Raw genomic sequence first — 24,481 nt, 5'->3', positions numbered from 1 at the left:
AACACATCATGTCCAAGAAGCTCGTACTCCAGGGTCCCGACGCCGATCAGGCAGCGCTCGCGCGCGTTGCCCAACTCGCCCGTCCCGCGTCCACCACCGAACTCCACGCCCGCGCGCTGCGCTGCGACGGATTCGACTTCACGCCGGAACTGAAGGCGGCCGTCGACGCGGCCGCCCACGCCGCCGGCATCGACGCCTGCTTCGTCGACGCGGACTTGTCCCTGGCCGACTTCAAGCTGGTCGCGATGGACATGGATTCCACCTTGATCACCATCGAATGCATCGACGAGATCGCGGACATGCAGGGCCTCAAGCCCCAGGTGTCGGCAATCACGGAAGCGGCGATGCGCGGCGAGCTGGATTTCTCGGAAAGCCTCGCGCGCCGCGTCGCGCTGCTGGAAGGCCTGCCCACGAGCGCGCTGCAGCGCGTGTACGAGGAACGCCTGCGCATCTCGCTGGGCGGCGAAGCGATGCTGCAGGGCGTGCAGGCCGCCGGTCTCAAGACCCTGCTGGTGTCGGGCGGCTTCACGTTCTTCACCGAACGCCTCAAGACGCGCCTGGGCCTCGACTACACGCACGCGAACGTGCTGGAAGCGGCCGGCGGCGTCCTGACCGGCAAGGTCGTCGGCGGCATCGTCGACGCCGACGAAAAGAAGCGCACCGTCGAACGCGTATGCGCCGAACTGGGCGTCGCCACGAAGCAGGCGATCGTCATGGGCGACGGCGCCAACGACCTCAGGATGATGGGCGTGTCCGGCCTGTCCGTCGCATTCCGCGCCAAGCCCGTCGTGCGCGCGCAGGCCGACGTCGCGCTGAACTTCAGCGGCCTGGACGCCTTGCTGACCATCCTCGTCTGAATCCACCGGCGCTTGCCCGAATGCTGGTACGCCGCCGCGGACTGCTCTACAATCGGTCGTCAACCATGAGGAGCCCTTATGCGTACGGTTACTCGCCTTCCGGCGGCACAAGACAAACGGGACGGAGCCCCTGCAAAGGCGCATGCCGCCCGGGCGCCCGATCCTGCGGCGCACGGCGCGCGCGGGGCCGTCCAGCGCCAGCTCGCCGACGTCGCGTCGCACAGCCCGCGTGCGGCGGCCCAGCGCCGGCTCGCCGACCTCGTCGCGCATAGTCCGCGCGTGGTCGCGCAGCGGACGCAAGGCGAGTCCGTCGACACCGCGGTGCGGTCCGCCAACCGGACTGGCCTGCCGGACGCCTTGAAGGCGGGCGCCGAACGGCTCGGCGGCATGAGCCTCGACCACGTCAGGGTGCATTACAACTCGCACAAGCCGGCCCAGTTGAACGCCCTCGCCTATGCGCAGGGCAGCGACATCCACCTGGCGCCGGGGCAGGAGCGCCATCTTCCGCACGAGACCTGGCACGTGGTCCAACAGGCGCAAGGGCGGGTCGCGCCCACCCTGCAAGCCAGGTCGGGGACACCGATCAACGACGACGCCGCCCTCGAAACCGAGGCGGATGCAATGGGAGCGCGCGCGCTGCGCGCCTCCGACGCGAGCCAGGCGGCGCCGGCGCGCGCGCCGGCCGTCCAGCGCCATCAGCCGATCCAGAGAAAATGGCGCGAGACGTCGCTGTCCAAGGAGCATTATCAATGGGACCGGCTGCTCGCGGGCGTGCGCTGGTACGCCAACAAGGCGAACGATACGATGTACTTCATCGTGGAGTCGCCGAACGAGGAAAACCGGCACCTGATTCCCCTCCAGGGCGAAGTGCGATCCTTCAACGCATGGCTGGACACCGGCATGTTCAGGGTAGCGACGGGCGACAACTCGGTCCAACCCGGGACGGACCATGAGACGACGCCGGCCGACCTCGTCGGCAAGGACTTCGACCTCCACATATTCCGGCCCGTCGCCCATGCGCTGGCCAAGCCGAAGCCGGAGGATAAGTATCCGAGGATGGAGGTCAAGACCGCCCATTACGACAGGCGTACGCAGGACGAGTTCGAAAACGACACCGGCGCGGCCTTGAGCAAGCATGGCGGCAGGAAGCCCGGCGAACCCAACCTCGCCATGCAAAGAGACGTCAACCTGGGCAGGATGGTGTATCACCTGACGACGCTGAAAAACCTGATGTTCGATCCGGAAAAGGGACACCGGAAGCCCGGCATCCTGTACCTCGGCCTGGATCCGGCCAAGGGCGGCGGGAAAGGCGGTGCCTGCGAGACCTGCACGGTATTGAACGACGTCGAGATGTACGAAGGATCCAAGGCGCACTCGAAAGGCGTCGTTGCGGTCACGACGTCGCGCATCAACATCAAGATGTATGCGAATCAGCGGGTCGAGCACGGCCAGAGCGAACTCGCCAAAGGCACGATGGTGCCGCGCGACCTCCTGATGCGCGAATCGATTCTTCTTCGTTTCGCGCTCACCGCGGAGCACCTGGCCCAGATGGCGATCGACCCCAAGCATCCGAAGGACGATACGGTAAGGTTGATACGCGGGATTCCGATCAAGCCGAACATGCTCGAGGCGTTGACGTCGGACGGATGGAAGCCGCTGCTGAACCTGCAAGCGGCCGTGTGGGAAATGTTCGGCGATGACGTCAAGGAACGCGGCACCCTGTTCGCGAAAGCGCAAGAAATCGACGCGCTGCCGCCACGGGACATGCACACCGAATGGGGCAACCTCCCGCCGGAGACACGCGAGGCGTTGCGCGAGATCGTCCTCGATTCGCCGACGGTGTTTCCAGAATTTTACGGGAACATCTTCCATCGACAGCGGCGGGAAGCCGGACAGGGCCTGGCCGGTTACGCGCAGCGATGACATCCGGCCGAAACCGGGTGTACAATTAACGTACGGCAACTAACGGGAAATCATCATGAACATTTCCTCTCTCACGTCGACGGCCTCCTCGCCGACCTACGCGACGAGCACGCCCACGACGACGCCCACCGCGACGACGAGCGTCACCCTGTCCACGCTGTCCCAGCAAGCCAGCATCGTAGCGACGCTGGGCAGCAGCCAGTCCACGTTCCAGCCTTATGACGCGACCGGCCTGCTGAACCTGGTGAACCAGGCCAACACGGCGAGCACCGGCCCGTCATCCGGCCAGGCGACGGTGCCGTCCGCCACCTCGTCCCCCGCGCCCGACTGGGGCACCATCCTCAAGGCCAATCCGGCACTCACGAGCGTGGCCGTCGCCGACGCCGTCGCGCAAGGCATCGTCAACACGATCGACGTCTACGCCTGACCGGGCGGCGCGCCCGTTCGCCGGGTGCGATTGTTACATTCCACGTATATGCATATCTGGAATTCTCATACTCGTTCGCGCGGTTTCCGAGGCTGATAGCTCTCCCATCGTGGCCAGAATAGACGCATTCCGTCTATTTCAACAAGCAAGATTGCTACGTATGCATCAATTTCACAACAGTATAGACAGGTCACGATTGTGAATACGGCCGGGCGATCGTTACACTGGACCACGCCCGGCCGCACCACACCGGTGCGCCGGGCGTTCGCACAACAACAACCATCGACGAGAGATCCAGGATGACCCAACTCCGTGCCGTACCCGTTTTCACCCGCACCTTGCTCGCTTCTTCGCTCCTCCTTGCCTTTGCCCCCGCCTGGTCCCAGGACACGCCCGCCGATCCTCCCGCAGCCCCGCAAGCCGCCAACGCGCCGAGCAAACCCGTGCCGGATGCCGGCATCGAGTCCGTCGTCGTGCTCGGCTCGCGCTCGACGGCGCGCACGGCGCTGGACTCGGCCGCGCCGGTCGGCCTGATCAGCGGCAAGGACATGGCGATGGCCGGCCCCGTCGAACTGGGCAAGCTGCTGCAGACGCTCGACCCGTCGTTCAACTTCTCCACCACGTTCATCAGCGACGGCACCGACATCATCCGTCCCGCCACCCTGCGCTCGCTCGGCCCGGACCAGCTGCTCGTGCTCGTGAACGGCAAGCGCCGCCACCAGCAGGCGCTCGTCAACGTCCAGCAGACCATCGGCCGCGGCTCGGCCGGCACCGACATCAACGCGATCCCGATGTCGGCGATCCAGCGCATCGAGGTGCTGCGCGACGGCGCCGCCGCGCAGTACGGCTCGGACGCCATCGCCGGCGTGATCAACATCGTGCTGAAAAACCAGACCAAGGAAACGCAGCTGTCCGGCACCGTCGGCGGCACGACGGAAGGCGGCGGCGAACTGCGCCAGGGCAGCGTCAACAAGGGCTGGACGGTCGGCGACGGCGGCTACGTCAACCTGACGGCGGAAGCGCGCTACCGCGGCGAAACGAACCGCGCCGGCGTCGATACGCTGCGCGTGAATCCGCCGCGCGTCACCCAGCGCATCGGCGACAGCCTCGCGAAGGACCAGTACTTCTGGTGGAACTCGGCCATCCCGGTGGCCCAGGACGGCGAGGTCTACGTGTTCGGCGGCGTGTCGCACCGCACCGGCGATTCGTCCGGCTTCTTCCGCTCCGCCGGCGACGGCCGCAACGTGCCGGACGTGTACCCGAACGGCTTCCTGCCGAACATCCGCACCACCGTCAAGGACGCGTCGCTGGCCGTCGGCTACCGCCGCGACCTCTGGAACGACTGGAAGGCCGACTTCTCCATCAACCACGGCAAGAGCGAGCTCGATTTCCACGAAAAGCAGACGATCAACGTCAGCTACTGGTACGAGCCGAAACCGGGCGGCGGCATCTACGCCGAGTCGCCGCTGGAAGCCGACACCGGCAAGCTGAAATTCAAGCAGACCACGTTCAACGCCGACTTGAACGGCCCCCTGGACCTGTTCGGCCGCAAGATCAACTTCGCCACCGGCTTCGAATGGCGCCGCGACGGCTATGCGATCGACGCCGGCGATCCGGTCTCGTACCAGTACGGCCGCACGAACAATCCGGCCATCGTCATCCAGGACCAGACGGGCGGCGCCGCCGCGTCGGGCACGCAGGGCTTCCCCGGCTACACGCCCGCGACGGCCGTCGACGACGCCCGCCACAACATCGCGCTGTACGCCGACGTCGAACACAACATCACGCCGAAGCTGCTGATCGGCGCGGCCGCGCGCTGGGAAAAATACTCGGACTTCGGCAGCACGACGACGGGCAAGCTGTCGCTGCGCTACGACCCGACCCGCCAGGTGGGCTTCCGCGGCACGCTGTCGACGGGCTTCCGCGCGCCCAGCGTGCAGCAGAAGTTCTACAGTTCCGTGTCGACCAACCTGAACGCGGCCGGCGTGTTGACCGAGACCCTGACGGCGCGCGAAGGCAGCGCCGTCACCAAGGCCTTCGGCATCCCGAACCTGAAGCAGGAGACGTCGAAGAACGGCAGCGTGGGCATCGTGCTGCGGCCGGCCTCGAACTTCTCGGTGACGGCCGACCTGTGGCGCATCGACATCGACAACCGCATCGTGTTCTCGTCGAACATCGCGCCGGAATCGGGTCCGTGCCCGACGGCCGCAGCGTGCCCGATCAAGGCGGTCCTCGATCCGCTCAAGGTGGGCCAGGCGCAGTTCTTCACGAACGCGATCGACACGCAGACGAAAGGCCTGGACATCGTCGCCGACCACACGACCCGCTGGCCGGGTTCGACCCTCGTGCTGTCCGCGCAGCTGGACTTCAACCGCACGGAAGTCACGGGCCGCCACTCGGATTCGCCGGTGCTGACGGGCACCCAGCTGTTCGACGACTCGCAGGTGACGCTGATCGAACACGGCCAGCCGCGCCAGCACCACGTGCTGTCGGCCGACTACACGCACGACCAGTGGAACGGCAACGTGCGCGCCAACTGGTACGGCGCCGTCCAGGGCCAGGGCTTCACCGCCCCGTTCGTGCAAACCTGGGACGGCAAGTGGATCGTGGACGCCACCGTGCGCTACAACTTCTCCAAGTCGACCAGCCTGACCGTCGGTTCGAACAACATCTTCAACACGTTCCCGACCAAGTGGGACCCGGTCAAGGCTGCGCCGTTCCCGCAGCTGGGCTTCACGTACTGCTGGGAGACCTGCCCGTTCGGCATCAACGGCCGGTCGTGGTCGGCCCGGCTGGACGTCGCGCTGTAACGCGAAGATGGGACTTCCCGCGCGCGCCGCGCGCGGGGCAGCAACCCTGTCAGTACGGCCCGCGGATGAAGTCGCGCACGTGGGCGCGGTACGCCGCCGCCAGCTTCTCGTGGAGCTCGGCCGGCAGCGGCGCAACGCGCGCCGCGTCCACGTTCGCGCGGACCTGGTCCGGGCGGCTCGCGCCCGGGATCACCACCGACACCTGCGGGTGATCCAGAATCCAGCGCAGCGCCATCTGCGCCATCGTCATCCCGGCCGGGACCAGCGCCGCCACCCGCTCGGTGACCGCGATGCCCCGCTCCAGTTCCAGGCCCGCGAACGTCTCCCCGACGTTGAACATGGCGCCGTCGCGGTTGAAATTGCGGTGGTCGTCGTCGCGGAACGTCGTCGCCCGCGTGATCTTCCCGCCCAAGAGACCGCTCGCGAGCGGCAGCCGCACGATGATCCCGACCTTCCGGTCCGCCGCGCGCGGGAACAGTTCCTCGGCCGGCTTCTGGCGGAAGATGTTGAAGATGACCTGCAGCGACGCCAGGCCGTCCTGCGCCAGGCAGATCAGGCCTTCCTCGACGGATTCCACGCTGGCGCCCCAGCGCTTGATCAGGCCTTCCTGCTGCAGTTCGCGCAGCCAGTCGAACACGTGGCCCTGGCGCAGCACGTCGGTCGGGACGCAATGCAGCTGCGTGAGGTCCAGCGCATCCACGCGCAGGCGTTCCAGCGAACGCTGCGTCGCCTCGCGCAGCGACGCGCGCGTGTAGCCGTCCGGGTAGATGCCGGCGCGTCCCAGCTTGGTCGCGACGACGATATCGGTGTCCTGGCGGGCGGCGAGGAAGCGCCCGATCGAGCGCTCGCTGGCGCCGTCGCCGTAGACGTCGGCCGTGTCGATGAAGCGCACGCCCGCGTCAAAGGCCGCCTGCAAGGTCTGCTGCGCGATGTCGTCGTTCCAGTCGTTGCCCCAGCCGCCGCCCAGTTGCCAGCATCCCAGGCCGATCTCCGGCACCGTCAGGCCGTCCGGGCCCAGTTGTCGTCGTTGCATAGTCTTCCTCGGTGTTCGATTTGTTGAAGCCGCTACTCTACCCTAGCGCGCCGATCCCCGCCCACGCCGCTTGGCGTGCCGCCTACACCGGCACCGGCGGTTCGGCATCGGCGGGACGCCCGCGCGCGGCCAGGCTGGCGCTCGTCGCCGCGCCGATCGACGACGCGACGATCAAGGCGATGGCCAGCCATTGCGCGCCGTCCAGGTGCTCGCCGAGCAGCACGAGTCCCATCAGCGCGCCGATGGCCGGCTCCGCGCTGAGCAGCGTGCTGAATGTGTTGGCGGGCAGGCGGCGCAGTGCGATCATCTCGAGCGAGTACGGGATCGCGCTGGACAGCACGGCCACGGCGAGCCCCAGCAGCAGCACGGATGGCGCCAGCAACGCCGCCCCGGCGTGCGCGACGCCGACCGGACCCGCGACCAGCGCGCCCAGCGCCGTGCCCCAGCTCGACGCCGCCGGCCCGTACGCGGCGCTCGCGCGCTTGCCGGCGAGGATGTACACGGCCCAGCACGCGCCCGCCACGAGCGCGCACGCGACGCCGCGCCAGTCGACGGCGGCCGCGCCGCCCCGCAGCGGCAGCAGCAGCGCGAGACCGGCGCAGGCGACGCCGATCCAGGCGAAGTCCAGGCGCCGGCGCGACGTCGCCACGGCCACGACGAGCGGCCCGGTGAACTCGACGGCGATCGCGATCCCCAGCGGCACGTAGGCGAGTGCCGCATAAAAGCTGAGGTTCATCGCGCCCAGCGACAGGCCGTATTGCAGCAGCGCGCGCACGTCGCCCCGCTGCTTGCGGCGCCACGGCCGGAACACGAGGGCGAGGATCACGGCGGCGAAGGTCAGCCGCATCGCGGTGGCGCCGGACGCGCCGACCACGGGAAACAGCTGCTTGGCGAGCGAGGCGCCCGTCGTCAGCGAGACGAGGGAGCCCAGGAGGGCGGCGTACGGCAGCCAGGCCGACAGCCCGGCCGGGGCCGCGCGCGATGGGGAGGATGAAGACATCGAAAAGCGCCAGTTCAGCGAAACCCGACACGATATCATCAAACCGGTCCGGTCTGCCGGGCGCTAAGCTGGGCCGGGCCGGGCCGGGCCGGCGCGGCCGTTGTACCAAAACGTGGACAGGTGTAACAGCCTGTAAATCCATAGCCGCGCGCCGCGCCAATCCGTATAGTTAGCAGTTGAGGAGAACCGCCATGAAACAGCTCGCCATTATCGCTTCGCTGGCCGCAGCCTTGAGCGGCTGCGCCACCTATTACCCGGCGCCGGCCAACTACGGCACGCGCGCCGCCTATTCCCAGCCCGATGCCGACGGCTGGCAAGTCGTTTCCGTGACGCCGGTCGCACCCGGCACCGGCGCCGCCGCGGCCGCGTCGGGCGACGCCGGCCGCGTCACCTACTCGCCGGCCCCCGCCACCGTCGTGACCCAGCCGGTGTACGTCGCGCCGCCCCCCGTCTACGCGCCCGCGCCGGTCTACGCGCCCTATGGGCCCGTGTACGCGGATCCGCTGTGGTATCCGCCGATCTCGATCGGCCTCGGCTTCAGCTGGAGCCACTGGAGCGGCGGCCACCGCGGCGGCTGGGGCCATGGCGGCTGGGGCCATCACGGCGGCTGGCGCGGTCACCGCTGACATCCGCCGACCGTCCGCCCGACGAAGGCTGCGCCCCGGCGCGGCCTTTTTTACGCCCTCCCCCTTCTGCCCGACGCATTCCTTACGCATTCCTTACGCATTCCTTACACATTGGTATGAATGACGCATGTTGCATCGCGTCACATCAATCGTTTGCTGTTGCCTGATTGCCATTCTACAATCCGCGACGATGGGCCCGGCGCCGGTCCTCGGCGTCCCAGCGTAAAACGAACGAAAAATGACTACGGAGACGGCAATGAATTTCAGGATGAAAGCATTGGTTGCAGGGGTAGTTCTGGGTTTTTCGGTGTCCGCCATGGCGGCGGAGGCGATCAAGATCGGCGTGTCCGGTCCATTCACGGGCGGTTCGGCCCCGATGGGCGTGTCGATGCGCGACGGCGTCCGTCTCGCCGTCAATGAAATCAATGCCAAGGGCGGCGTGTTGGGCCGCAAGATCGAACTGGTCGAACGCGACGACGAAGCGAAGAACGAACGCGGCGTGCAGGTCGCGCAGGAACTCATCAACAAGGAACGGGTCGTCGCCACCGTCGGCTACATCAACACGGGCGTCGCCCTCGCCTCGCAGCGCTTTTACCAGCAGGCCAGGATCCCCGTCATGAACAACGTGGCGACCGGCTCCATCGTCACCAAGCAGTTCGCCAGCCAGCCGGAAAACTACGTGTTCCGCAATTCGGCGAGCGACACGATCCAGTCCGCGATGATCGTCGAGGAAGCCATCGGCCGGCGCGGCTTCAAGAAGCCCGCGATCCTCGCCGACTCGACCAACTACGGCCAGCTGGGCCGCGAGGACCTGGAAAAGACGCTGGCGAAGAAAGGCGTGAAGCCGGTCGCCGTCGAAAAATACAACATCGGCGACGTCGACATGACGGCGCAGCTGCTGCGCGCCAAGCAGGCCGGCGCCGACGTCGTGCTCACCTACGGCATCGGCCCCGAGCTGGCGCAGATCGCCAACGGCATGCAGAAGCTGGGCTGGAAAGTGCCGATCGTCGGCAGCTGGACGCTCGCGATGGCCAACTTCATCGACAACGCCGGCAAGAACGGCGACGGCACGCGCATGCCGCAGACCTTTATCCAGAATCCGGACACGCCCAAGCGCAAGGCCTTCATCGACGCCTACGTCAAGGCCTACAACCCGCCGGGCGGCCGCATGCCGTCCGCCGTGTCGGCCGCGCAGGGCTACGATTCCGTGTACCTGCTGGCCGCCGCCATCAAGCAGGCCGGCAGTACGGACGGCCCGAAGATCGCCGCCGCGCTGGAAAACCTCAAGACGCCGGTCGAAGGCGTCGTCACCACCTACAACAAGCCGTACACGCATACGGACCACGAGGCCATCAACTTCGAGAACACCAAGTTCGGCGAAGTGCGCGACGGGCGCGTGGTGCTGGCCAAGTAAGAGCGATCAGCGCATCGGCGTCGTTCCCCGCCTGGCCGGGGACGACGTAGCCATATTCACGCGTTTGCTCGTGGAGGAACCATGGAGATCCTGCTCCAACTCGTCGTGTCCGGCATCGCGCTCGGCATGATCTATGCCGTGATCGCGTTCGGCTACCAGCTGACGTTCGCCACGTCCGGCACCCTCAACTTCGGCCAGGGCGAAGCGCTGATGCTCGGCGCCCTCGTCGGCCTGTCGCTCGTCGGCACCATCCACGGCGGCCCGTACCTGAGCTACTGGCTGATGATTCCCGTCGTCGTCGTGTTCGGCGCGCTGCAGGGGATCTTCGTCGAATGGATCGCGGTGCGGCCCGCGATCCGCATCAAGTCGGAATTCGGCTGGATCATGTCGACCATCGCCCTCGCCATCATCTTCAAGAACGTGGCCGAGAACATCTGGGGCAAGGACGTGCTGCCGTTCCCGTCGCCGCTGTCGTCGGAACCGTTCACGGTGCTGGGTGCGAACGTGCAGCCGATGCAGGTCGCCGTCGTCGGCGGCGCGCTCGCCATCATGCTCGCCGTCGAGATCTTCAACCGCAAGTCGATCTACGGCAAGGCCGTCGTCGCCACCGCGAACGACCGCGACGCGGCGGGCCTCATGGGCATCGATACGCGCATGGTCATCACGTTCTCGTACGCGCTGTCGTCCGCCACGGCGGCCTTCGCGGGCGCCCTCGTCGCCCCGCTCACGCTCACCAGCGCCACGATGGGCGCGTCGCTGGGGCTGAAGGCCTTCGCCGTCGCGATCATCGGCGGGCTGACGTCGGGCATGGGCGCCATCGTCGGCGGCATCATCCTCGGCATCGCGGAAACGGCGACGGGCTTCTACCTGTCGACCGGCTACAAGGAAGTGCCGGGCCTGGTCCTGCTGCTGCTCGTGCTGGCCGTGAAGCCGTCCGGCCTGTTCGGCAAGGCCGCCATCAAGAAGGTGTGACGATGAACAAGCTGACTTCCGGCGCGGCCGTCGCCGGCATCGCGCTGCTGGCCGCGTTTCCCGTGCTGGTCGGGAACCCGTATTACCTCCACCTCGTCGAGACGATCCTGATCTACGCGATCCTGCTGTTCGGCCTCGACATCGTCGTCGGCTACACGGGCCAGGTGTCGCTAGGCCATGCCGGATTATTCGGCGTGGGCTCGTACGTGACGGGCGTGCTCGTGATGAAGCTGTCCGCCGCCTGGTGGCTGACGCTCCCCGCCAGCGTCGCCGGCGCCGCCCTGTTCGGCGCCATCCTCGCCCTGCCCGCGCTGCGCGTGACGGGACCCTACCTCGCGATGGTGACGCTGGCGTTCGGCACCATCGTGCAGATCCTCATCAACGAGATGACCTTCCTCACCGACGGCCCGATGGGCATCATGCTCACGAAACCCAGCGTGGCCGGGCACGAGCTGACGGAGGGCGAGTTCTACTATGCCGTGGCGGCGTTGATGGTCGTGTCGCTGGTGCTCGTGCACCGGTTGCTCAAATCGCACATCGGGCGTGCGTTCGAAGCCCTGCGCGACAGCCCCATCGCGTCGGACTGCATGGGCGTGTCCGTCTACCGCTACAAGGTCTACGCCTTCGTCATCAGCGCCGGCTTCGCGGGCCTGGCGGGCAGCCTGTACGCCTATTCGGAACAGTACATCTCGCCGAACACGTACAACTTCGAGCTGACGATCCTGTTCCTGCTGGCCGTGATCATGGGCGGCCGCAAGACGCGCAGCGGCGCCCTGATCGGCGCCGTGATCGTCGTGATGCTGCCGAGCCTCCTGGCCGACATCGACCTGTTCCGCCGCATCGCCGTCGGCGCCGCGCTCCTCGCCGTCGTCGCGTCCGGCGTGCTGCTGGCGCGCCGCAAAACGACGTTGTCCCGCGTCGCCGTTCCCGTCGCCGCCACGCTGGCCATGGCCGCCGTCTCGTACAAGCTGGAGAGCATGGTCGACTGGCGCCTGACGATCTTCGGCCTCATGACGCTGTTCGTCGTCTACTACCTGCAGGAGGGCATCGTCGGCTTTTTCCGCGGCCTGCTCGGACGCGGTCCCGCGCACGCGCACGCGATCGCGGACCGCGACGGCGATCCGTTCGCGGGCATCCCGGCGGCCGCACACGCCGGCGGCGACCTGCTGCGCGTGGACCGGGTACTGATGCAGTTCGGCGGCCTGAAGGCGCTGAACCAGGTCGACCTGACGGTGGCGCGGGGCACCGTGCACGGCCTGATCGGCCCGAACGGCTCGGGCAAGAGCACGATGATGAACGTCCTCACGGGCATCTACAAGCCGACGGCGGGCCGCGTGGCTTTCGCGGGCACCGGCATCACGGGGCGCACGCCGGCGCAGATCGCGCTGGGCGGCATCGCGCGCACGTTCCAGAACGTGCAGCTGTTCGGCGAGATGACGGCGACGGAAAACATCCTCGTCGGCCTGCACCACAGCTTCCGCTCGACCGTGTTCGACGCCATGCTGCACACGCCGCGCCGCCGGCGCGAGGAGCGGGCCGCGCGGGCGCGCGCGGCCGCGATCCTGCGCTTCGTGGGCCTGGCCCACCTGGCCGACGAGGAAGCGCGCAACCTCCCCTACGGCAAGCAGCGCCTGCTGGAGATCGGCCGCGCGCTGGCGCTCGATCCGCGCCTGCTGCTGCTGGACGAACCGGCCGCCGGCCTCACGGCGCCGGACATCCGCGAGCTGATGGCCATCATCCGCAAGATCCGCGACCACGGCATCACCATCGTCCTCATCGAGCACCACATGGACGTCGTGATGTCGATCTCGGACACCGTCACCGTGCTCGATTTCGGCCAGAAGATCGCCGAGGGCACGCCGGCGCAGGTGCAATCCGACCCGCGCGTCATCGAAGCCTACCTGGGCGGCGCCGGCGCAGCGGCCGAGTCCACGGCCGCCGTCTGAGGAGACATCATGCTCACCATCGACAATCTGCACGCGGCCTACGGCAAGGTCGAAGTGCTGCACGGGATCTCGCTGGAGGTCCCGAAGGGCAAGCTCGTCACGCTGATCGGCTCCAACGGCGCCGGCAAGACGACGACCATGCGCGCCATCTCCGGCATGCTCAAGCCGCGCGCCGGCAAGGTGCTGCTGGCGGGCCGCGACATCACGGGCATGGACTCGCACCGCATCGCGCGCGCGGGCCTCGCCCACTCGCCGGAAGGACGGCGCGTGTTCGCGACGATGACCGTCACCGACAACCTGCTGCTGGGCGCCTTTCCCCGCTTTACGCGCGCCCGGCCCAGGGGCGACGTGGCGCGCGACCTGGAGCGCGCCCTCGAGCTGTTCCCCCGGCTGAAGGAACGCCGCACGCAGCTGGCGGGCACGCTGTCCGGCGGCGAGCAGCAGATGCTGGCGATGGCGCGCGCCGTCATGCTGAATCCCGACGTCGTGCTGCTGGACGAGCCGTCGATGGGCCTCGCGCCCATCCTCGTCGACGAAGTCTTCCGCATCATCGCGCGCCTGAAGGCCGAAGGGGTCACGATGCTGCTCGTCGAGCAGTTCGCCCAGGCCGCGCTGAACGTGGCCGATTACGGCTATGTGCTGGAGAACGGCGGCATCGCCGTACACGGCCCTGCCGCGAGCCTCCGCAACGATCCCAAGGTCGTCGCCGCCTACCTGGGCGGCGCCCACTGACGGATCGCCGCCGCCAGCGCGTCGAGGTCCGCGGGGCCGTTGTGCAGGTGCGGCGTGACGCGCACGGCCTCGACGTCGCCGAGCCTGCGCACGACGGTGAAGATGCGATGTTCCTCCAGCAGCCGGCGCACGACCTCCGCCGCCGGCATGCCCTCGATGCCGAACGCGCCCAGCGCGCAGTGCAGGCGCGCATCGCGCGGCGTGTACAGGCGCACGCCGGGGACGTCCGCCACCTGGTCCATCCAGCGCCGCGCGAGCCAGCGCAGGCGCGCTTCCTTGTTGCGCCCCCCGATCGCGGCGTGGAACGCGAGCGCGTCCTCGACGGCCATGATCGGCGCCGGCGGCACCGTGCCCACGTGGCCGAACTTGTCGATGTCGTCGCGGGCGAACGACACGTCGCCGTACAGCGGGGCGATGTCCGCGATGCGCTCGCGCGCCACGTACAGCAGGCCCGTGCCCAGCGGCGCGCCGACCCATTTGTGCAGGTTGAACGCGGCGAACTGCGCGCCCAGTTGCGGGATCGTGTAATCGAGCTGGGCGAGCGCGTGGGCGCCGTCGACGATGGCGTCGATGCCGCGCCCGCGCGCCAGCGCGGCCAGGCGCGCCACCGGCATGATGCGGCCCGTGCGGTGCACGATGTGCGTGACGAGCAGCACGCGCGTGCGCGGCGTGATCGCGTCCGCGTACAGCGCCGCGACGGCATCCTCGTCTTCCAGGTCGTAAGGCACGTCCACCTGGATGACGGTGAGACCCTTGCGCGCGGCCAGCATGCGGACGATGTCGTGGCTGCTGTCGTAATCGTGGCGCGCCATCAGGATCGCGTCGCCCGCCTCGAACGGATAGCCCTGCAGCAGGATGTTCATCGACTCGACGGCGCTGCGCGTGATCAGGAGTTCGTCCGCAGCGACGCCGGTGAATCCGGCCAGCAGCGCCTTCACGCGCGCGATCCGCCCGGGCCAGCGCATGCGCAGGAAGAAAGAGTTCTCGCGGTCGACCTCGTCCTGGTAGCGCGCGAACGCCGCGCGCACGGGATCGGCCGGCATGCCGAAGTAGCCGTTTTCCAGGTTGATGAAGTCGGCCGAGCGCGTGTACTGCGCGCGGACGGTGGACCAGTACGATTCGTCGTCGGGAAGGATGTCGGTCAAGGGGCTCTCCTGTCGGCCGTGGGGCAACCGACATCATAGCCCGCCCGGCTCATTGCCGCAGACGGGCTCCCAGCGCCAGCGCGGCCGCGAGATTGCGCGCGGCCCGGCGCAGGTTGGCGTCGGCGCCGGCCAGCGCTTCGGCCACGGAGCACGGCCGCGCGACGGCCGCCACCACCACCTCGATGCCCTCCGCGTGCACGGCGTCGGCATCCGGCGCCAGGCTGCCCCCGATGGCGACGACGGGTTTGCCGTGCCGGCGCGCCAACCGCGCCACGCCCATCGGGGTCTTGCCGTTGACGGTCTGGCCGTCGATGCGGCCTTCGCCCGTCACCACGAGGTCGGCGTCGCGCACGGCCGCGTCCAGCCCGACGGCTTCCGTGACGATCTCGATGCCGGGCCTCAGCTGCCCGTCCAGGAACACGACCATCGCCGCCGCGATGCCGCCGCCCGCGCCGGCACCGGGCATCTGCGCGACGTCGCGGCCGAGGTCGCGCTTGACGATGTCCGCGTAGTGCGCGAGCGCGGCGTCGAGCTGGGCGACCATCGCGGGCGTCGCGCCCTTCTGCGGCCCGAACACGGCGGACGCGCCGCGCGGGCCCGTGAGCGGGTTGTCGACGTCGCAGGCGATGCGGAACTCCGCCTCGCGCACGCGCGCGTCGAGCCCGGACGCGTCGATGCGCGCCAGTTGCGCGAGCGCCGCGCCGCCCGGGCCGATGTCGCGGCCGGCATCGTCGAGCAGGCGCACGCCGAGCGCCTGCAGCATGCCGGCGCCGCCGTCGTTCGTCGCGCTGCCGCCCACGCCCAGCACGAAGCGGCGCGCGCCGGCGTCCAGCGCGGCACGGATCAGTTCACCCGTGCCGCGGCTCGTGGCCGTGCGCGGATCGCGCAGGTCCGGCGGCACGCCTTCCAGGCCGCTGGCGGCCGCCATCTCGATCACGGCGAGGCCGTCGGCGCCGCCCGCCCGGCCGTAGAACGCGTCCACCGTCTGGCCCAGGGGCCCCGTCACGCGCACGTCCACGCGCCGGCCGCCGGTCGCGTCGATCATGGCCTGCACGGTGCCCTCGCCGCCGTCGGCCACGGGCACCTTGACGTAGGCCGCGTCGGGCCAGACTTCGCGCATGCCGGCCTCGATGGCATGCGCCACCTGCAGGGCGGTCAGGCTTTCCTTGAACGAATCGGGGGCGATGACGATCTTCATGGATTGTCCTTGATATCGATGCCCGCAAGGATATACGAGACCGGACCGACGCGGCAAATATTGCTTTATCGACAAAAAATCGTCGATAATCCGGCCACCGATTCGAAGGAGACCGCCATCCGATCACCGCTCCTGCGCCTGCGCCTGCGCTGGTATGCCGTCAGCACGGCGCGCCTGTTGCTGCGCCGCTGGCAGGCCGTCACGCTCATCGCCGGAGTACTCGCGTCGGCGAACGCGTCCGCCTTCGGCAACCTCGACACGCTCGCCCGCCCGCTGCTGACCCTGCTGACGCCGGGGCACGGCGCCGCGTGGCGCATCGGCTATCTGCTCGCTGTGCAGGCAGTGGCTGGCGCGTGGGCCGCCATGCAGCGCGAACAGATCGCGGGCGGCCCGTTCATGGCATTCGCCGGATCGCTGCCGTTCACCCCGCGCCAGCGCCGCGATGCCGATCTGGCCGTGCTGATGCTGGCCGATTCGCCGCTGCTGCTCATCGCCGCCAGCGCGCTGGGGCTGACGGCGGGCCGCGGCGCACCGGCCGCGCACGACGTGCTGCTGTGCGACGTCGCGCTGCTGGCCCTCGTCGCACAACAGGCCGTGCTGGAACGGCGGCCGGGCGCGTGGGCGGGGGTGGCGGCGGGCGCCGTGCTGGCGGGCGCGTGCTTCGGCACGTCCCTGGATCTCGCGGCGAACCTGTGCGTGGGCGCGGCGGCCGCGCTCGCGCTGGCCGTGCCGCCGCGGCCGCGCGCACCGCGGCGCGCGCGACGGAACATCGCGCACGGCAGCAGCCCGCTCACCATCGGCCGGCACCGTGGCGCCGCGCTGCACATATCGCTCGCCATCCTGCTGCGCGAACGCCGCGGCGAGACGATCGCCAAGGCCCTGACGGCCAGTGCCGTCACGGCGGCCGCCATCGGCCTCGTCTTCGTGTTCGAGCGGGATACGCGCAGCTTTCCGACCATCTTGCTCGCCGACGGTGCCATCGCACTGACGTTCAGCGGCCTGTTTCGCGGCTTGCACATGGCGCACCGCGCCAGCACGGGCTACGTGGGTGCGCTGCCGTTGGCCGCCGGTTGGTGGCGCCCGTTCGACCTGGCGGCCGTGCTCGCGGCAGCCCTGCCGTTCCTGGCCGCGCCGGCGGCGTTCGCATGCGCCATCGGCGCCGCGCGGCCAACGGTCGCGCTGGCCGCGCTGGTGTCGAACGCAGTTCTGCTGTGCGCACTGCGCCCATTCCAGTTGTTCAGCGACCGGCATGCCGTCGTCCTCGCGACCGTGCTGGCCGGCTGCTGGACCGCGGCGACGATCGCCTGCCTGCTTTAGGAGACCACCTTGCTGTGCTTTGAGAACGTGAGCAAATCCTATGGATCCCGGACCGTCCTGCAAGGGCGAACGGGACGCTTCGCCAGCGGCGCCTATGCGCTGCGGGGTCCGAACGGCATCGGCAAGTCGACCCTGCTGCGGGTGCTCGCCGGCGTGGACGAGGCGGACGGCGGCGACATCGTCATCGACGGACATTCCCTCCGTGCGCAGCCCGCCGCCGCGAAAGGCCGGCTGGCCTATGCGCCGGACGAGTGCCCCGTGTATCCGTTCGTGACGGGCCGCGAGCTGCTCGCTTTCGTCGCCTGGGCCAAGGGCTGCGCCATCCCCGACAAGGTCGTCCACATCGTCGAGCGCTTCGGCCTGGACCGCCATCTCGACACCCGCTGCGGCGCGATGTCGCTGGGGACGCAAAAGAAGCTGATGCTGGCGGCGGCCTGGATCGGCGATCCCGCCGTGTTGCTGCTCGACGAACCGTCGAACGGCCTCGACGCCGACGCCCGCGCCGTCCTCGCCGCGCTGCTCGCCGGGCAACGGGAAACGTCGGTCGTCTTCATGTCCACGCACGACAGGGCATTCGCGGACGCGGTCGGCGCGACCGAGGTCGAATTCGAGACGCTCACCGGCTGAGCGCCGCCACGATATCGGACGGCGCGCGCCGAAGTGGTATGCTTGGCGCCATGACTACCGATTCAGACATCGAGCTGTCCGGCCCCTTCCAGGCCAAGGACGGCAACGGCCGCACCCTCGACGTCAAGTCGATCCGCATCTTCGACGAGGGCTACGGGATCATCGACGTGTACGTGACGTTCAAGGACCGGCTCGAACCCGGCGCCTGGAAGGATCCCATCCTCGTGCGCGCCATCATCGACCGGCTGCGCGCCGTCGGCTACCGGGGGCCGGACTTCGGCCACAGCGATCCGGGCCTGCAGGAGAGCCGCGTGATCGTGCTCGAGGCGCCCGAGGAATTCGCGCCGTTCGCCAAGAGCCGCGGCTGGAAGAATCTCGCCGAAGACTTCGACGATTGATGGCGCCGCCGGACAATCCGGGCTAGCCGCCCGGCGCCCCGAACAGGTCGTTCGCGTCGAGGATCGCGTACGTGATCTCGGGATGCCGCGTCAGTACCCGGCGCACGGCGGCCGGCACGGATTGGCGCACCTTCTTGCACAGGCCCGGGCGGTCTTCCAGTACGATGAGGATGCCGCGCACGGTGCGCACCTCGTTCGGGCCGGGCGCGATCCTGAGTTCCGCGCCGAGGTTGGCGCGGATGCGCTCCTGCAGGCGCTTGAGCTCCCCGTAGCTGGTCACGGCGTCGATGCGCTCGAGCAGGCGCTGTTCTTCCGTGCGCGTGAGGCGCAGCGGACGCAGATCGGCGTCCGGATCGGCCAGCAGGATCTCGCGCTCGCAGATGCAGGCGCCGGGAGGACATTCGGTGCGGATGGGTATCGGGTCTTGTTGCAACATGGGCTCACGCCGTCGACGGATGGCTCGTCCGGGTAGGTAGTGTATCGCAATGCGGGCCGTCGGCGTCTGCCGCGTCGCGCAGGATCGTGTCCAGCACGCCCGCCATGCGCTGCCAGTGCGAGCCTTTCCAGAACACGCGGTGGCAGCAGTCGCACGTACTGAACTCGTCCTGCGTCGCGGCCACGCGGGGCGGCAGCCGGTCCAGCACGTCCGCCTTCGCCACGGGCCGCAGCGGGGCATTGCACGACAAGCACAGCGTGAACGGCCGCATGCGCTCGGCCAGGCCGAAACGGTCGACCACCTCGCGCAACTGGTCTTCCGCCTTCAACGCCCGCACGTAGCAGCCATAGTCGATGCCGCGCCGCTTGAGCAGTTCGCGGTCGCGCGTCAGCACGGCGCGGGTATCAATCACGGCGATCGCCTCGACCTCGGCATCGTTCAACGTATTGCGGTAGACGGTGTCGAACCCCGCCATCCGCAACAGCCGCGCGAGACCACCGAGATGCGCGTCCGCGACGAAGCGCACGCGGCCCGGCGGACGCTGGCTCAGGCGCGCCACGTCGGCCACGGGAAAGGTCGTGAAGCGCGGGTAGACGGCCACGCGGTCGCCCTCTTCCAGGATGTCGTCCAGCCCCGCCGGTTCGCCGTTCACGAGCACCAGCTCGACCTCCGTGTGCGGCACGCCCAGCGCTTCCACCATGTGCTTGGTCGTCGCGGCGCGCGCGCACGGCGTCGCGAACGCGTGGCCGCGCCGCTCGCGCGCGAGGAAGTCGTTCAATTCGCCGTAGAAGCGGAACGTCGCGCTGACCATGATTCGCCGACGGCGCGCAGCACGTCCAGTGCGTTCGGCACCGAATGGCCCTCGGCCGTGTTATCGAAGATGCACCAGAGATCCGCGCCGGGCCGCGCCATGGCCGCGATCCGCCGCTCGACGTCGCGCAGGAATTCCGGCGGATACGCCGAGTAGTAGACGCGCGGCGTGCCGTGCAGGCGGATGTAGGTCGAGTCGGTGGTCGGCACGTGCGGGCCGGGCTGGCCGGCCGGCGGGTCCGCGATCACGCGCGCGACGCCGTGTTCGCGCAGCAGTGCCGTCGCCGTGTCGCGGAACCACGTCGGGTGGCGGCCCTCCAGCGCGAGCATGCAGCGAAAACGGGCGCGCAGGCGCGGCAGGAAGTCCGCGACGACGTCCGCGTCGAACACGCCGCTGGGCGGCAGCTGGACCAGCACGCAGCCGAGCTTGGGCCCCAGTTCGCCGGCCTCGCGCGCGAAGCGGTCGAGCAGCGCGTCGGCGTCCGCCAGCCTGGCCTCGTGCGTGATCGCCTTCGGCAGCTTGACGGCAAACCGGAATCCGGCGGGCACGCTGGCGGCCCAGCGCGCGTACGTCTGCGGCTGGTGCGGCCGGTAGAACGACGAATTGATCTCGACGGCCGGGAACACGGCCGCGTAGCGTTCCAGGTGGCTGCCCTCGACCGGGAAGGCGGCCGCCGCGTCCTTCGGGATGCCCCAGCCGGCGCAGCCGATCAGGGGCCGGTTGTCTGCCGTGGATTGCAATTCGCTCATCTGGACCCATGTTGGAGGGCATCCGCCCGGCATCCGATTCTATGCCGAAGGGCATGACGGACGGCGCACGCGCCGCGGGCATTCCGACACTCATTGCAAACAGGAGGAAACATGGCCGACCCGTACCACATCGTCTGCCCGCACTGCGACGCCGTCAACCGCGTCGCCGGCGAGCGCCTGGCCGACCAGCCCGTCTGCGGCAAATGCGCGAAGGCGCTGTTCACCGGCCAGCCCACGGACGTCTCGTCCGCCCGCTTCGACAAGCACGTGGGGCGCAACGACATCCCCGTCCTCGTCGACTTCTGGGCCGAATGGTGCGGCCCGTGCCGCATGATGGCGCCCCAGTACGCCCAGGCCGCCGGCCGGCTGGAGCCGCGGGTGCGGCTGCTGAAGGTCGACACGGAAGCGTCGCAGGACCTGGCGGCACGCTACGGCATCCGCAGCATCCCCACCATCGCGCTGTTCCAGGGTGGCCGCGAGATCGCGCGCCAGGCGGGGGCGATGGATGCGAACCGCCTCGTCGCGTGGGTCCAGCAGGCCGCGCGCGGCGCCTGACCGCGCGTTTCCATCTTCACACGGTCCGGCCCCGGCATGGCGTCATGCCGGGGCCGCCGCCCCGCCGCGCCACCGGGCGCACACTCGTGCTTTTAATTTGTTGTATGTAGCGAATGGAAACGAAAAGTGTGGCTCTCATGCCGCATCGGCGTAATCGCGGAAGTTTTTTGCAGGCATTTTGCGCTATCGCAAGGAATCCCAGTCTAGAATTTCCATACGGAATTATTTGACTACCCTCCCGTCACTATCGAGAGTTTCCATGAGATCAAGCCCGACCCTGCGGCCGCACACCACATCCTTCGCACTGAGCCTGAACGCCAAGATCTGCCTGACGGCGACCGTGCTCGTGATCCTCAGCCTGGCGGCCACGTCGACCGTCACCGGCATCCGCAGCAGCCACAGCGCCGAGGCATCGAGCATGAACCTGGCGCGCACGACAGCGCGCGAGGCCGCCGTGGCGGTGCAGGCGCGCATGGGGGCGCACCTGACGACCGTCGTCAGCCTGGCACGCGACATGCGCGCCACGCGCGCCTCCGACATCGCCCTGACGCGCGCCCAGATGAGCGAGATCGAAAAGGCGACGCTGCTGGACTCGGAAGACCTGAACGGCGTGACCGTGACCTGGGAGCCCAATGCGCTGGACGGCAAGGACGCCGACTATGCCGGCAAACTGCCGGAGTACGACGACACGGGACGCGCCATGCCCTATTACTCGCGCGAGGCGTCGGGCGGCATCCACATCGAGCCGATCGTGTTTTCGACCAAGCCGCATTCCAACGACTGGTATGACGTGCCCAAGAACACCCGCAAGATCTACATGACCGAGCCGCATACCTATCCGATCAACGGCAAGCCCGTGGCGATGACGTCCATCAACGTGCCCCTGATGATCAAAGGCCAGTTCCAGGGCGTGGCCTGCGTCGACTTCGGCCTCGTCAAGCTGGGCGAGATCCTGGCCGGCCTCAAGGTCATCGACGGCGGCCGCCTGGCGCTCGTGTCGAACGGCGGCCTGTACGCCAGCAATCCGGACGCCGCACTGACCGGCAAGAAGGCCGCCGACATCCCGGCCGCCGGGCTCGAGGCCATCCGCACTGGCCAGACGTATGAGTACGCGGACGACCGCGGCGTGATGCACCTGCTGCAGCCGATCCAGCTGCATGCGGACATCGCGCCGTGGGCCATCGAGCTCAGTTTCCCGCAACGCGTGGTGACCGCGGACGCCCGCGACCTGCTGCGCTATACGCTGCTGGTCTCGATCCTGTGCGCGGCGGCCGCCGCGGCCGTGCTGGTGTCGACGCTGAACCGCCTCACCAAGCCGCTGCGCGTGCTGGGCACGGCGATGGACGGCCTGGCCGGCGGCAACGCCGACCTCACCGCGCGCCTGGAAGTCAAGGGCAACGACGAACTGGCCCGGATCGCGGGCGGCTTCAACCAATTCGTCGGCAAGCTCGAAGGCGTGCTGGCGCGGGTGCGCCGCAGCTCGGACAGCGTGGCGCTGGCCAGCACCGAGATCAGCCAGGGCAACGCCGACCTGTCGTCCCGCACCGAGCAGCAGGCCAGCGCGCTGGAAGAAACGGCAGCGTCGATGGAAGAGCTGACGTCCACGGTCAGGCAGAACGCGGACAACGCGCGCCAGGCCAACCAGCTTGCCCAGGGCGCGTCCGACATCGCCGCGCGCGGCAGCGTCGTCGTCGCCCAGGTGGTGGACACGATGGGCTCGATCAAGGCGTCGTCGCAGAAGATCGTCGACATCATCGGCGTGATCGACGGCATCGCGTTCCAGACGAACATCCTGGCGCTGAACGCCGCCGTCGAAGCGGCTAGAGCCGGCGAACAGGGCCGCGGCTTCGCGGTCGTCGCCGGCGAGGTGCGCAACCTGGCGCAGCGCTCGGCCGCCGCCGCCAAGGAAATCAAGGCGCTGATCGGCGACTCCGTCGACAAGGTCGGCGCCGGCAGCACGCTCGTCGGCGAGGCGGGCCGCACGATGGAAGAGATCCTGGAAAGCGTGAAGCGCGTGACCGCCATCGTCGTCGACATCAGCGCCGCCAGCGCCGAGCAAAGCAACGGCATCGCCCAGGTCAACCAGGCCATCGCGCAAATGGACGGCACCACGCAACAGAACGCAGCGCTCGTCGAAGAGGCCGCCGCCGCGGCCGAGAGCCTGCACCAGCAGGCGGCGCTGCTCGTGTCCCTCGTCGGCGAATTCGGCATCGAAGCCGACGCACCGGGCGCCGGCCACGGCCAACCCCAGTTGCCGCGAGCGGCAAGGAAACAGATCAATGGTTAATTTGAAAGACACCACGGCGCTCAAGATCGCCGTCACGGGCGCGTGCCTCGTCGTCTGGGCGGGCGCCCGCGCGGACGACACGCCCAAGGACGCGTTGACATTCGACGGCGCGGTCCGGATGTGGGTGGAGGCACTGAGCTGGAACGACCAGCGCAAGGGCACGCCCGAATTCGACACCGCCCGCCTCGGGTTCAAGTACGACGACGGCCGCTTCCTCGCGGCCGGCCGCGAGCGGTATTACTACTACACCCGCCGCCAGACCGGCGCCGCCAAGGGCGCCAGCATGCTGTTCAACGAGTACCTGTGGGCCGGCTACCGGTTCGCGGACAAGAGCGAATTGCATGCCGGCCAGGAGCGCATGCCGTTCGGCCTCCTGCCCTACGCGTCGAATAATTTCTTCGAGTCGATGGCATGGTATGCCGGCTATGAAGACACGTACGCGCTGGGCCTGCAATATCTTCACAAGACCGGCGCCCTCAGCATGAACCTCGGCTTCTTCCCGTCCGATGGCCGCCATCTGCTGGCCTGGACGGACAGCAACGGCGAACTGGACGGCCTGGATTCGGTGCGCTTCAGCAACCACCTGATGAAAAGCTATGGCCGCGCGGAAAAAAATACCGTCGTGGGCCGGCTCGCCTACGCCATACCCGTCGCCGGCGGCAAGACCGAGATCGGCGCGTCCGTGCTGGCCGGCCGGCTGGCCGCGACGAATCCCGCGCTGGCGGACGGCAACCGCCGGGCCGGGGCATTGCACTTCACGGGCGAGTTCGGGAAATTCGGTCTCCAGTTGGAGACGATCGCCTACCGCAACGATTTCCGTGGCAATGGCTCCATCGCGGGCGACTGGTATGGCGCGTGCGACGGCGACTGCGTCGTGATCGGCGCGTTCGGCTTCTCGAACCGCATGGCGGCCCGGGGCCATATCGACATCGCCAACGTCAGCTACAAGATCCCGGGTTCGCTCGGCCCCTTCAGCGGTTTCGTCGTGTACAACGACTGGAGCCGCTTGAGGAAATCCGCGCCCGGCTATGCCGACAGCGATCAGAACGTGACCGGCGTGTCGTTCTCGTCGGGCGGCTGGTTCATGATGGTCGACGTCGCGAACGCCACGAACCAGCCGTATCTGTCGCCCGGATTCGGCAACGCGCTCGCCGCGGGCCGCACGGCCAAGGCGTCCGGTCATCGGTTCAATGCTAATATCGGCTATTACTTCTGATT

At 68.6% G+C, this 24,481-nt stretch carries 22 protein-coding genes; 15 read left to right on the top strand and 7 right to left on the bottom strand.

Translation table 11 applies throughout. The features are described 5' to 3' along the window. Nucleotides 1–8 precede the first annotated feature (8 nt). From serB to ISF28_RS00965, 4 genes are all read left to right on the top strand, one after another. A complete protein-coding gene (gene serB / locus ISF28_RS00980) occupies nt 9–857 on the top strand; it encodes a phosphoserine phosphatase SerB (RefSeq protein ID WP_198115277.1) in 849 nt (282 codons plus the stop codon). Nucleotides 858–935: 78 nt separating this feature from the next. Then, nucleotides 936–2,780 carry an eCIS core domain-containing protein gene (locus ISF28_RS00975; protein WP_198115276.1) on the top strand — a complete coding sequence of 615 codons (1,845 nt, stop codon included), beginning with the start codon at nt 936–938 and terminating at the stop codon, nt 2,778–2,780. Nucleotides 2,781–2,835: 55 nt separating this feature from the next. Continuing rightward, a complete protein-coding gene (locus tag ISF28_RS00970) occupies nt 2,836–3,207 on the top strand; it encodes a hypothetical protein (RefSeq protein WP_198115275.1) in 372 nt (123 codons plus the stop codon). Between the two features lie 299 nt (nt 3,208–3,506). Then, nucleotides 3,507–6,017, top strand: a complete 2,511-nt coding sequence (locus tag ISF28_RS00965; RefSeq protein WP_198115274.1) for a TonB-dependent receptor plug domain-containing protein — start codon at nt 3,507–3,509, stop codon at nt 6,015–6,017. A 49-nt stretch (nt 6,018–6,066) separates the two neighbouring features. Here the strand turns inward: ISF28_RS00965 and ISF28_RS00960 are convergent, their stop codons facing one another. Next, entirely contained in the window at nt 6,067–7,050 is a 984-nt protein-coding gene (locus ISF28_RS00960) for an aldo/keto reductase (RefSeq protein WP_198115273.1), read from the bottom strand. Nucleotides 7,051–7,132: 82 nt separating this feature from the next. Continuing rightward, complete coding sequence (locus ISF28_RS00955) at nt 7,133–8,050, bottom strand: EamA family transporter (RefSeq protein WP_198115272.1); 918 nt, start codon at nt 8,048–8,050, stop codon at nt 7,133–7,135. 191 nt (nt 8,051–8,241) lie between these two features. On the opposite strand from ISF28_RS00955, the gene ISF28_RS00950 reads away from it, so the two are divergent. The 5 genes from ISF28_RS00950 to ISF28_RS00930 all read left to right on the top strand — a co-directional run bounded on the left by ISF28_RS00950 (nt 8,242) and on the right by ISF28_RS00930 (nt 13,740). Beyond that, on the top strand, nt 8,242–8,676 hold the full coding sequence (locus ISF28_RS00950) for a hypothetical protein (RefSeq protein ID WP_198115271.1): 435 nt from the start codon (nt 8,242–8,244) through the stop codon (nt 8,674–8,676). A 256-nt stretch (nt 8,677–8,932) separates the two neighbouring features. Further along, complete coding sequence (locus tag ISF28_RS00945; protein WP_198115270.1) at nt 8,933–10,090, top strand: ABC transporter substrate-binding protein; 1,158 nt, start codon at nt 8,933–8,935, stop codon at nt 10,088–10,090. A gap of 81 nt (nt 10,091–10,171) precedes the next feature. After that, on the top strand, nt 10,172–11,062 hold the full coding sequence (locus tag ISF28_RS00940; RefSeq protein ID WP_198115269.1) for a branched-chain amino acid ABC transporter permease: 891 nt from the start codon (nt 10,172–10,174) through the stop codon (nt 11,060–11,062). A gap of 2 nt (nt 11,063–11,064) precedes the next feature. Then, a complete protein-coding gene (locus ISF28_RS00935) occupies nt 11,065–13,008 on the top strand; it encodes a branched-chain amino acid ABC transporter ATP-binding protein/permease (protein ID WP_198115268.1) in 1,944 nt (647 codons plus the stop codon). Nucleotides 13,009–13,017: 9 nt separating this feature from the next. Next, nucleotides 13,018–13,740, top strand: coding sequence for an ABC transporter ATP-binding protein (locus tag ISF28_RS00930; protein WP_198115267.1), 723 nt, complete (start codon nt 13,018–13,020; stop codon nt 13,738–13,740). Here the strand turns inward: ISF28_RS00930 and ISF28_RS00925 are convergent. Continuing rightward, entirely contained in the window at nt 13,719–14,885 is a 1,167-nt protein-coding gene (locus ISF28_RS00925; RefSeq protein ID WP_198115266.1) for an aminotransferase class V-fold PLP-dependent enzyme, read from the bottom strand. The genes ISF28_RS00930 and ISF28_RS00925 overlap by 22 nt on opposite strands. A 49-nt stretch (nt 14,886–14,934) precedes the next feature. Further along, entirely contained in the window at nt 14,935–16,083 is a 1,149-nt protein-coding gene (locus tag ISF28_RS00920) for a glycerate kinase (RefSeq protein WP_198115265.1), read from the bottom strand. A 60-nt stretch (nt 16,084–16,143) separates the two neighbouring features. Here ISF28_RS00920 and ISF28_RS00915 point away from each other — a divergent pair, with 60 nt between their 5' ends. From ISF28_RS00915 to ISF28_RS00905, 3 genes are read left to right on the top strand one after another with little or no spacing between them, the layout of a single operon-like run. Beyond that, nucleotides 16,144–17,400 carry a hypothetical protein gene (locus tag ISF28_RS00915; protein WP_198115264.1) on the top strand — a complete coding sequence of 419 codons (1,257 nt, stop codon included), beginning with the start codon at nt 16,144–16,146 and terminating at the stop codon, nt 17,398–17,400. Nucleotides 17,401–17,427: 27 nt separating this feature from the next. Then, nucleotides 17,428–18,027 carry an ATP-binding cassette domain-containing protein gene (locus ISF28_RS00910; RefSeq protein ID WP_370663365.1) on the top strand — a complete coding sequence of 200 codons (600 nt, stop codon included), beginning with the start codon at nt 17,428–17,430 and terminating at the stop codon, nt 18,025–18,027. A 50-nt stretch (nt 18,028–18,077) separates the two neighbouring features. Next, the gene (locus tag ISF28_RS00905) at nt 18,078–18,425 is read left to right on the top strand and encodes a hypothetical protein (RefSeq protein ID WP_198115262.1); all 348 of its coding nucleotides are present in this window, start codon (nt 18,078–18,080) and stop codon (nt 18,423–18,425) included. A 22-nt stretch (nt 18,426–18,447) separates the two neighbouring features. Here ISF28_RS00905 and ISF28_RS00900 read toward each other — a convergent pair whose 3' ends face one another. Genes ISF28_RS00900 through ISF28_RS00890 form a run of 3 tightly spaced genes read right to left on the bottom strand, consistent with a single transcriptional unit; the run spans nt 18,448 to nt 20,421 of the window. After that, entirely contained in the window at nt 18,448–18,861 is a 414-nt protein-coding gene (locus tag ISF28_RS00900) for a hypothetical protein (protein ID WP_198115261.1), read from the bottom strand. 4 nt (nt 18,862–18,865) lie between these two features. After that, entirely contained in the window at nt 18,866–19,672 is an 807-nt protein-coding gene (locus tag ISF28_RS00895) for a Mut7-C RNAse domain-containing protein (RefSeq protein WP_198115260.1), read from the bottom strand. Next, nucleotides 19,636–20,421 (bottom strand): DUF72 domain-containing protein, encoded by a 786-nt coding sequence (locus tag ISF28_RS00890; RefSeq protein WP_198115259.1) that lies wholly within the window; start codon nt 20,419–20,421, stop codon nt 19,636–19,638. The genes ISF28_RS00895 and ISF28_RS00890 overlap by 37 nt, the downstream gene beginning before the upstream one ends. Before the next feature lie 111 nt (nt 20,422–20,532). Here ISF28_RS00890 and trxC point away from each other — a divergent pair, with 111 nt between their 5' ends. The 3 genes from trxC (at nt 20,533) to ISF28_RS00875 (ending at nt 24,479) form a co-directional block, all read left to right on the top strand. Then, nucleotides 20,533–20,976 (top strand): thioredoxin TrxC, encoded by a 444-nt coding sequence (trxC, locus tag ISF28_RS00885; RefSeq protein WP_198115258.1) that lies wholly within the window; start codon nt 20,533–20,535, stop codon nt 20,974–20,976. A 259-nt stretch (nt 20,977–21,235) separates the two neighbouring features. Next, nucleotides 21,236–23,263: a methyl-accepting chemotaxis protein gene (locus ISF28_RS00880; protein ID WP_198115257.1), complete on the top strand. Its 2,028-nt coding sequence runs from the start codon at nt 21,236–21,238 to the stop codon at nt 23,261–23,263. Next, nucleotides 23,256–24,479 carry a hypothetical protein gene (locus ISF28_RS00875; RefSeq protein WP_198115256.1) on the top strand — a complete coding sequence of 408 codons (1,224 nt, stop codon included), beginning with the start codon at nt 23,256–23,258 and terminating at the stop codon, nt 24,477–24,479. The genes ISF28_RS00880 and ISF28_RS00875 overlap by 8 nt, the downstream gene beginning before the upstream one ends. Nucleotides 24,480–24,481 lie beyond the last annotated feature (2 nt).

Origin of the sequence: Massilia rhizosphaerae (assembly GCF_016093545.1) — a bacterium.
In the GTDB taxonomy this organism is placed as follows: domain Bacteria; phylum Pseudomonadota; class Gammaproteobacteria; order Burkholderiales; family Burkholderiaceae_D; genus Telluria; species Telluria rhizosphaerae.
This window is presented reverse-complemented; position numbering and strand designations above follow the sequence as displayed.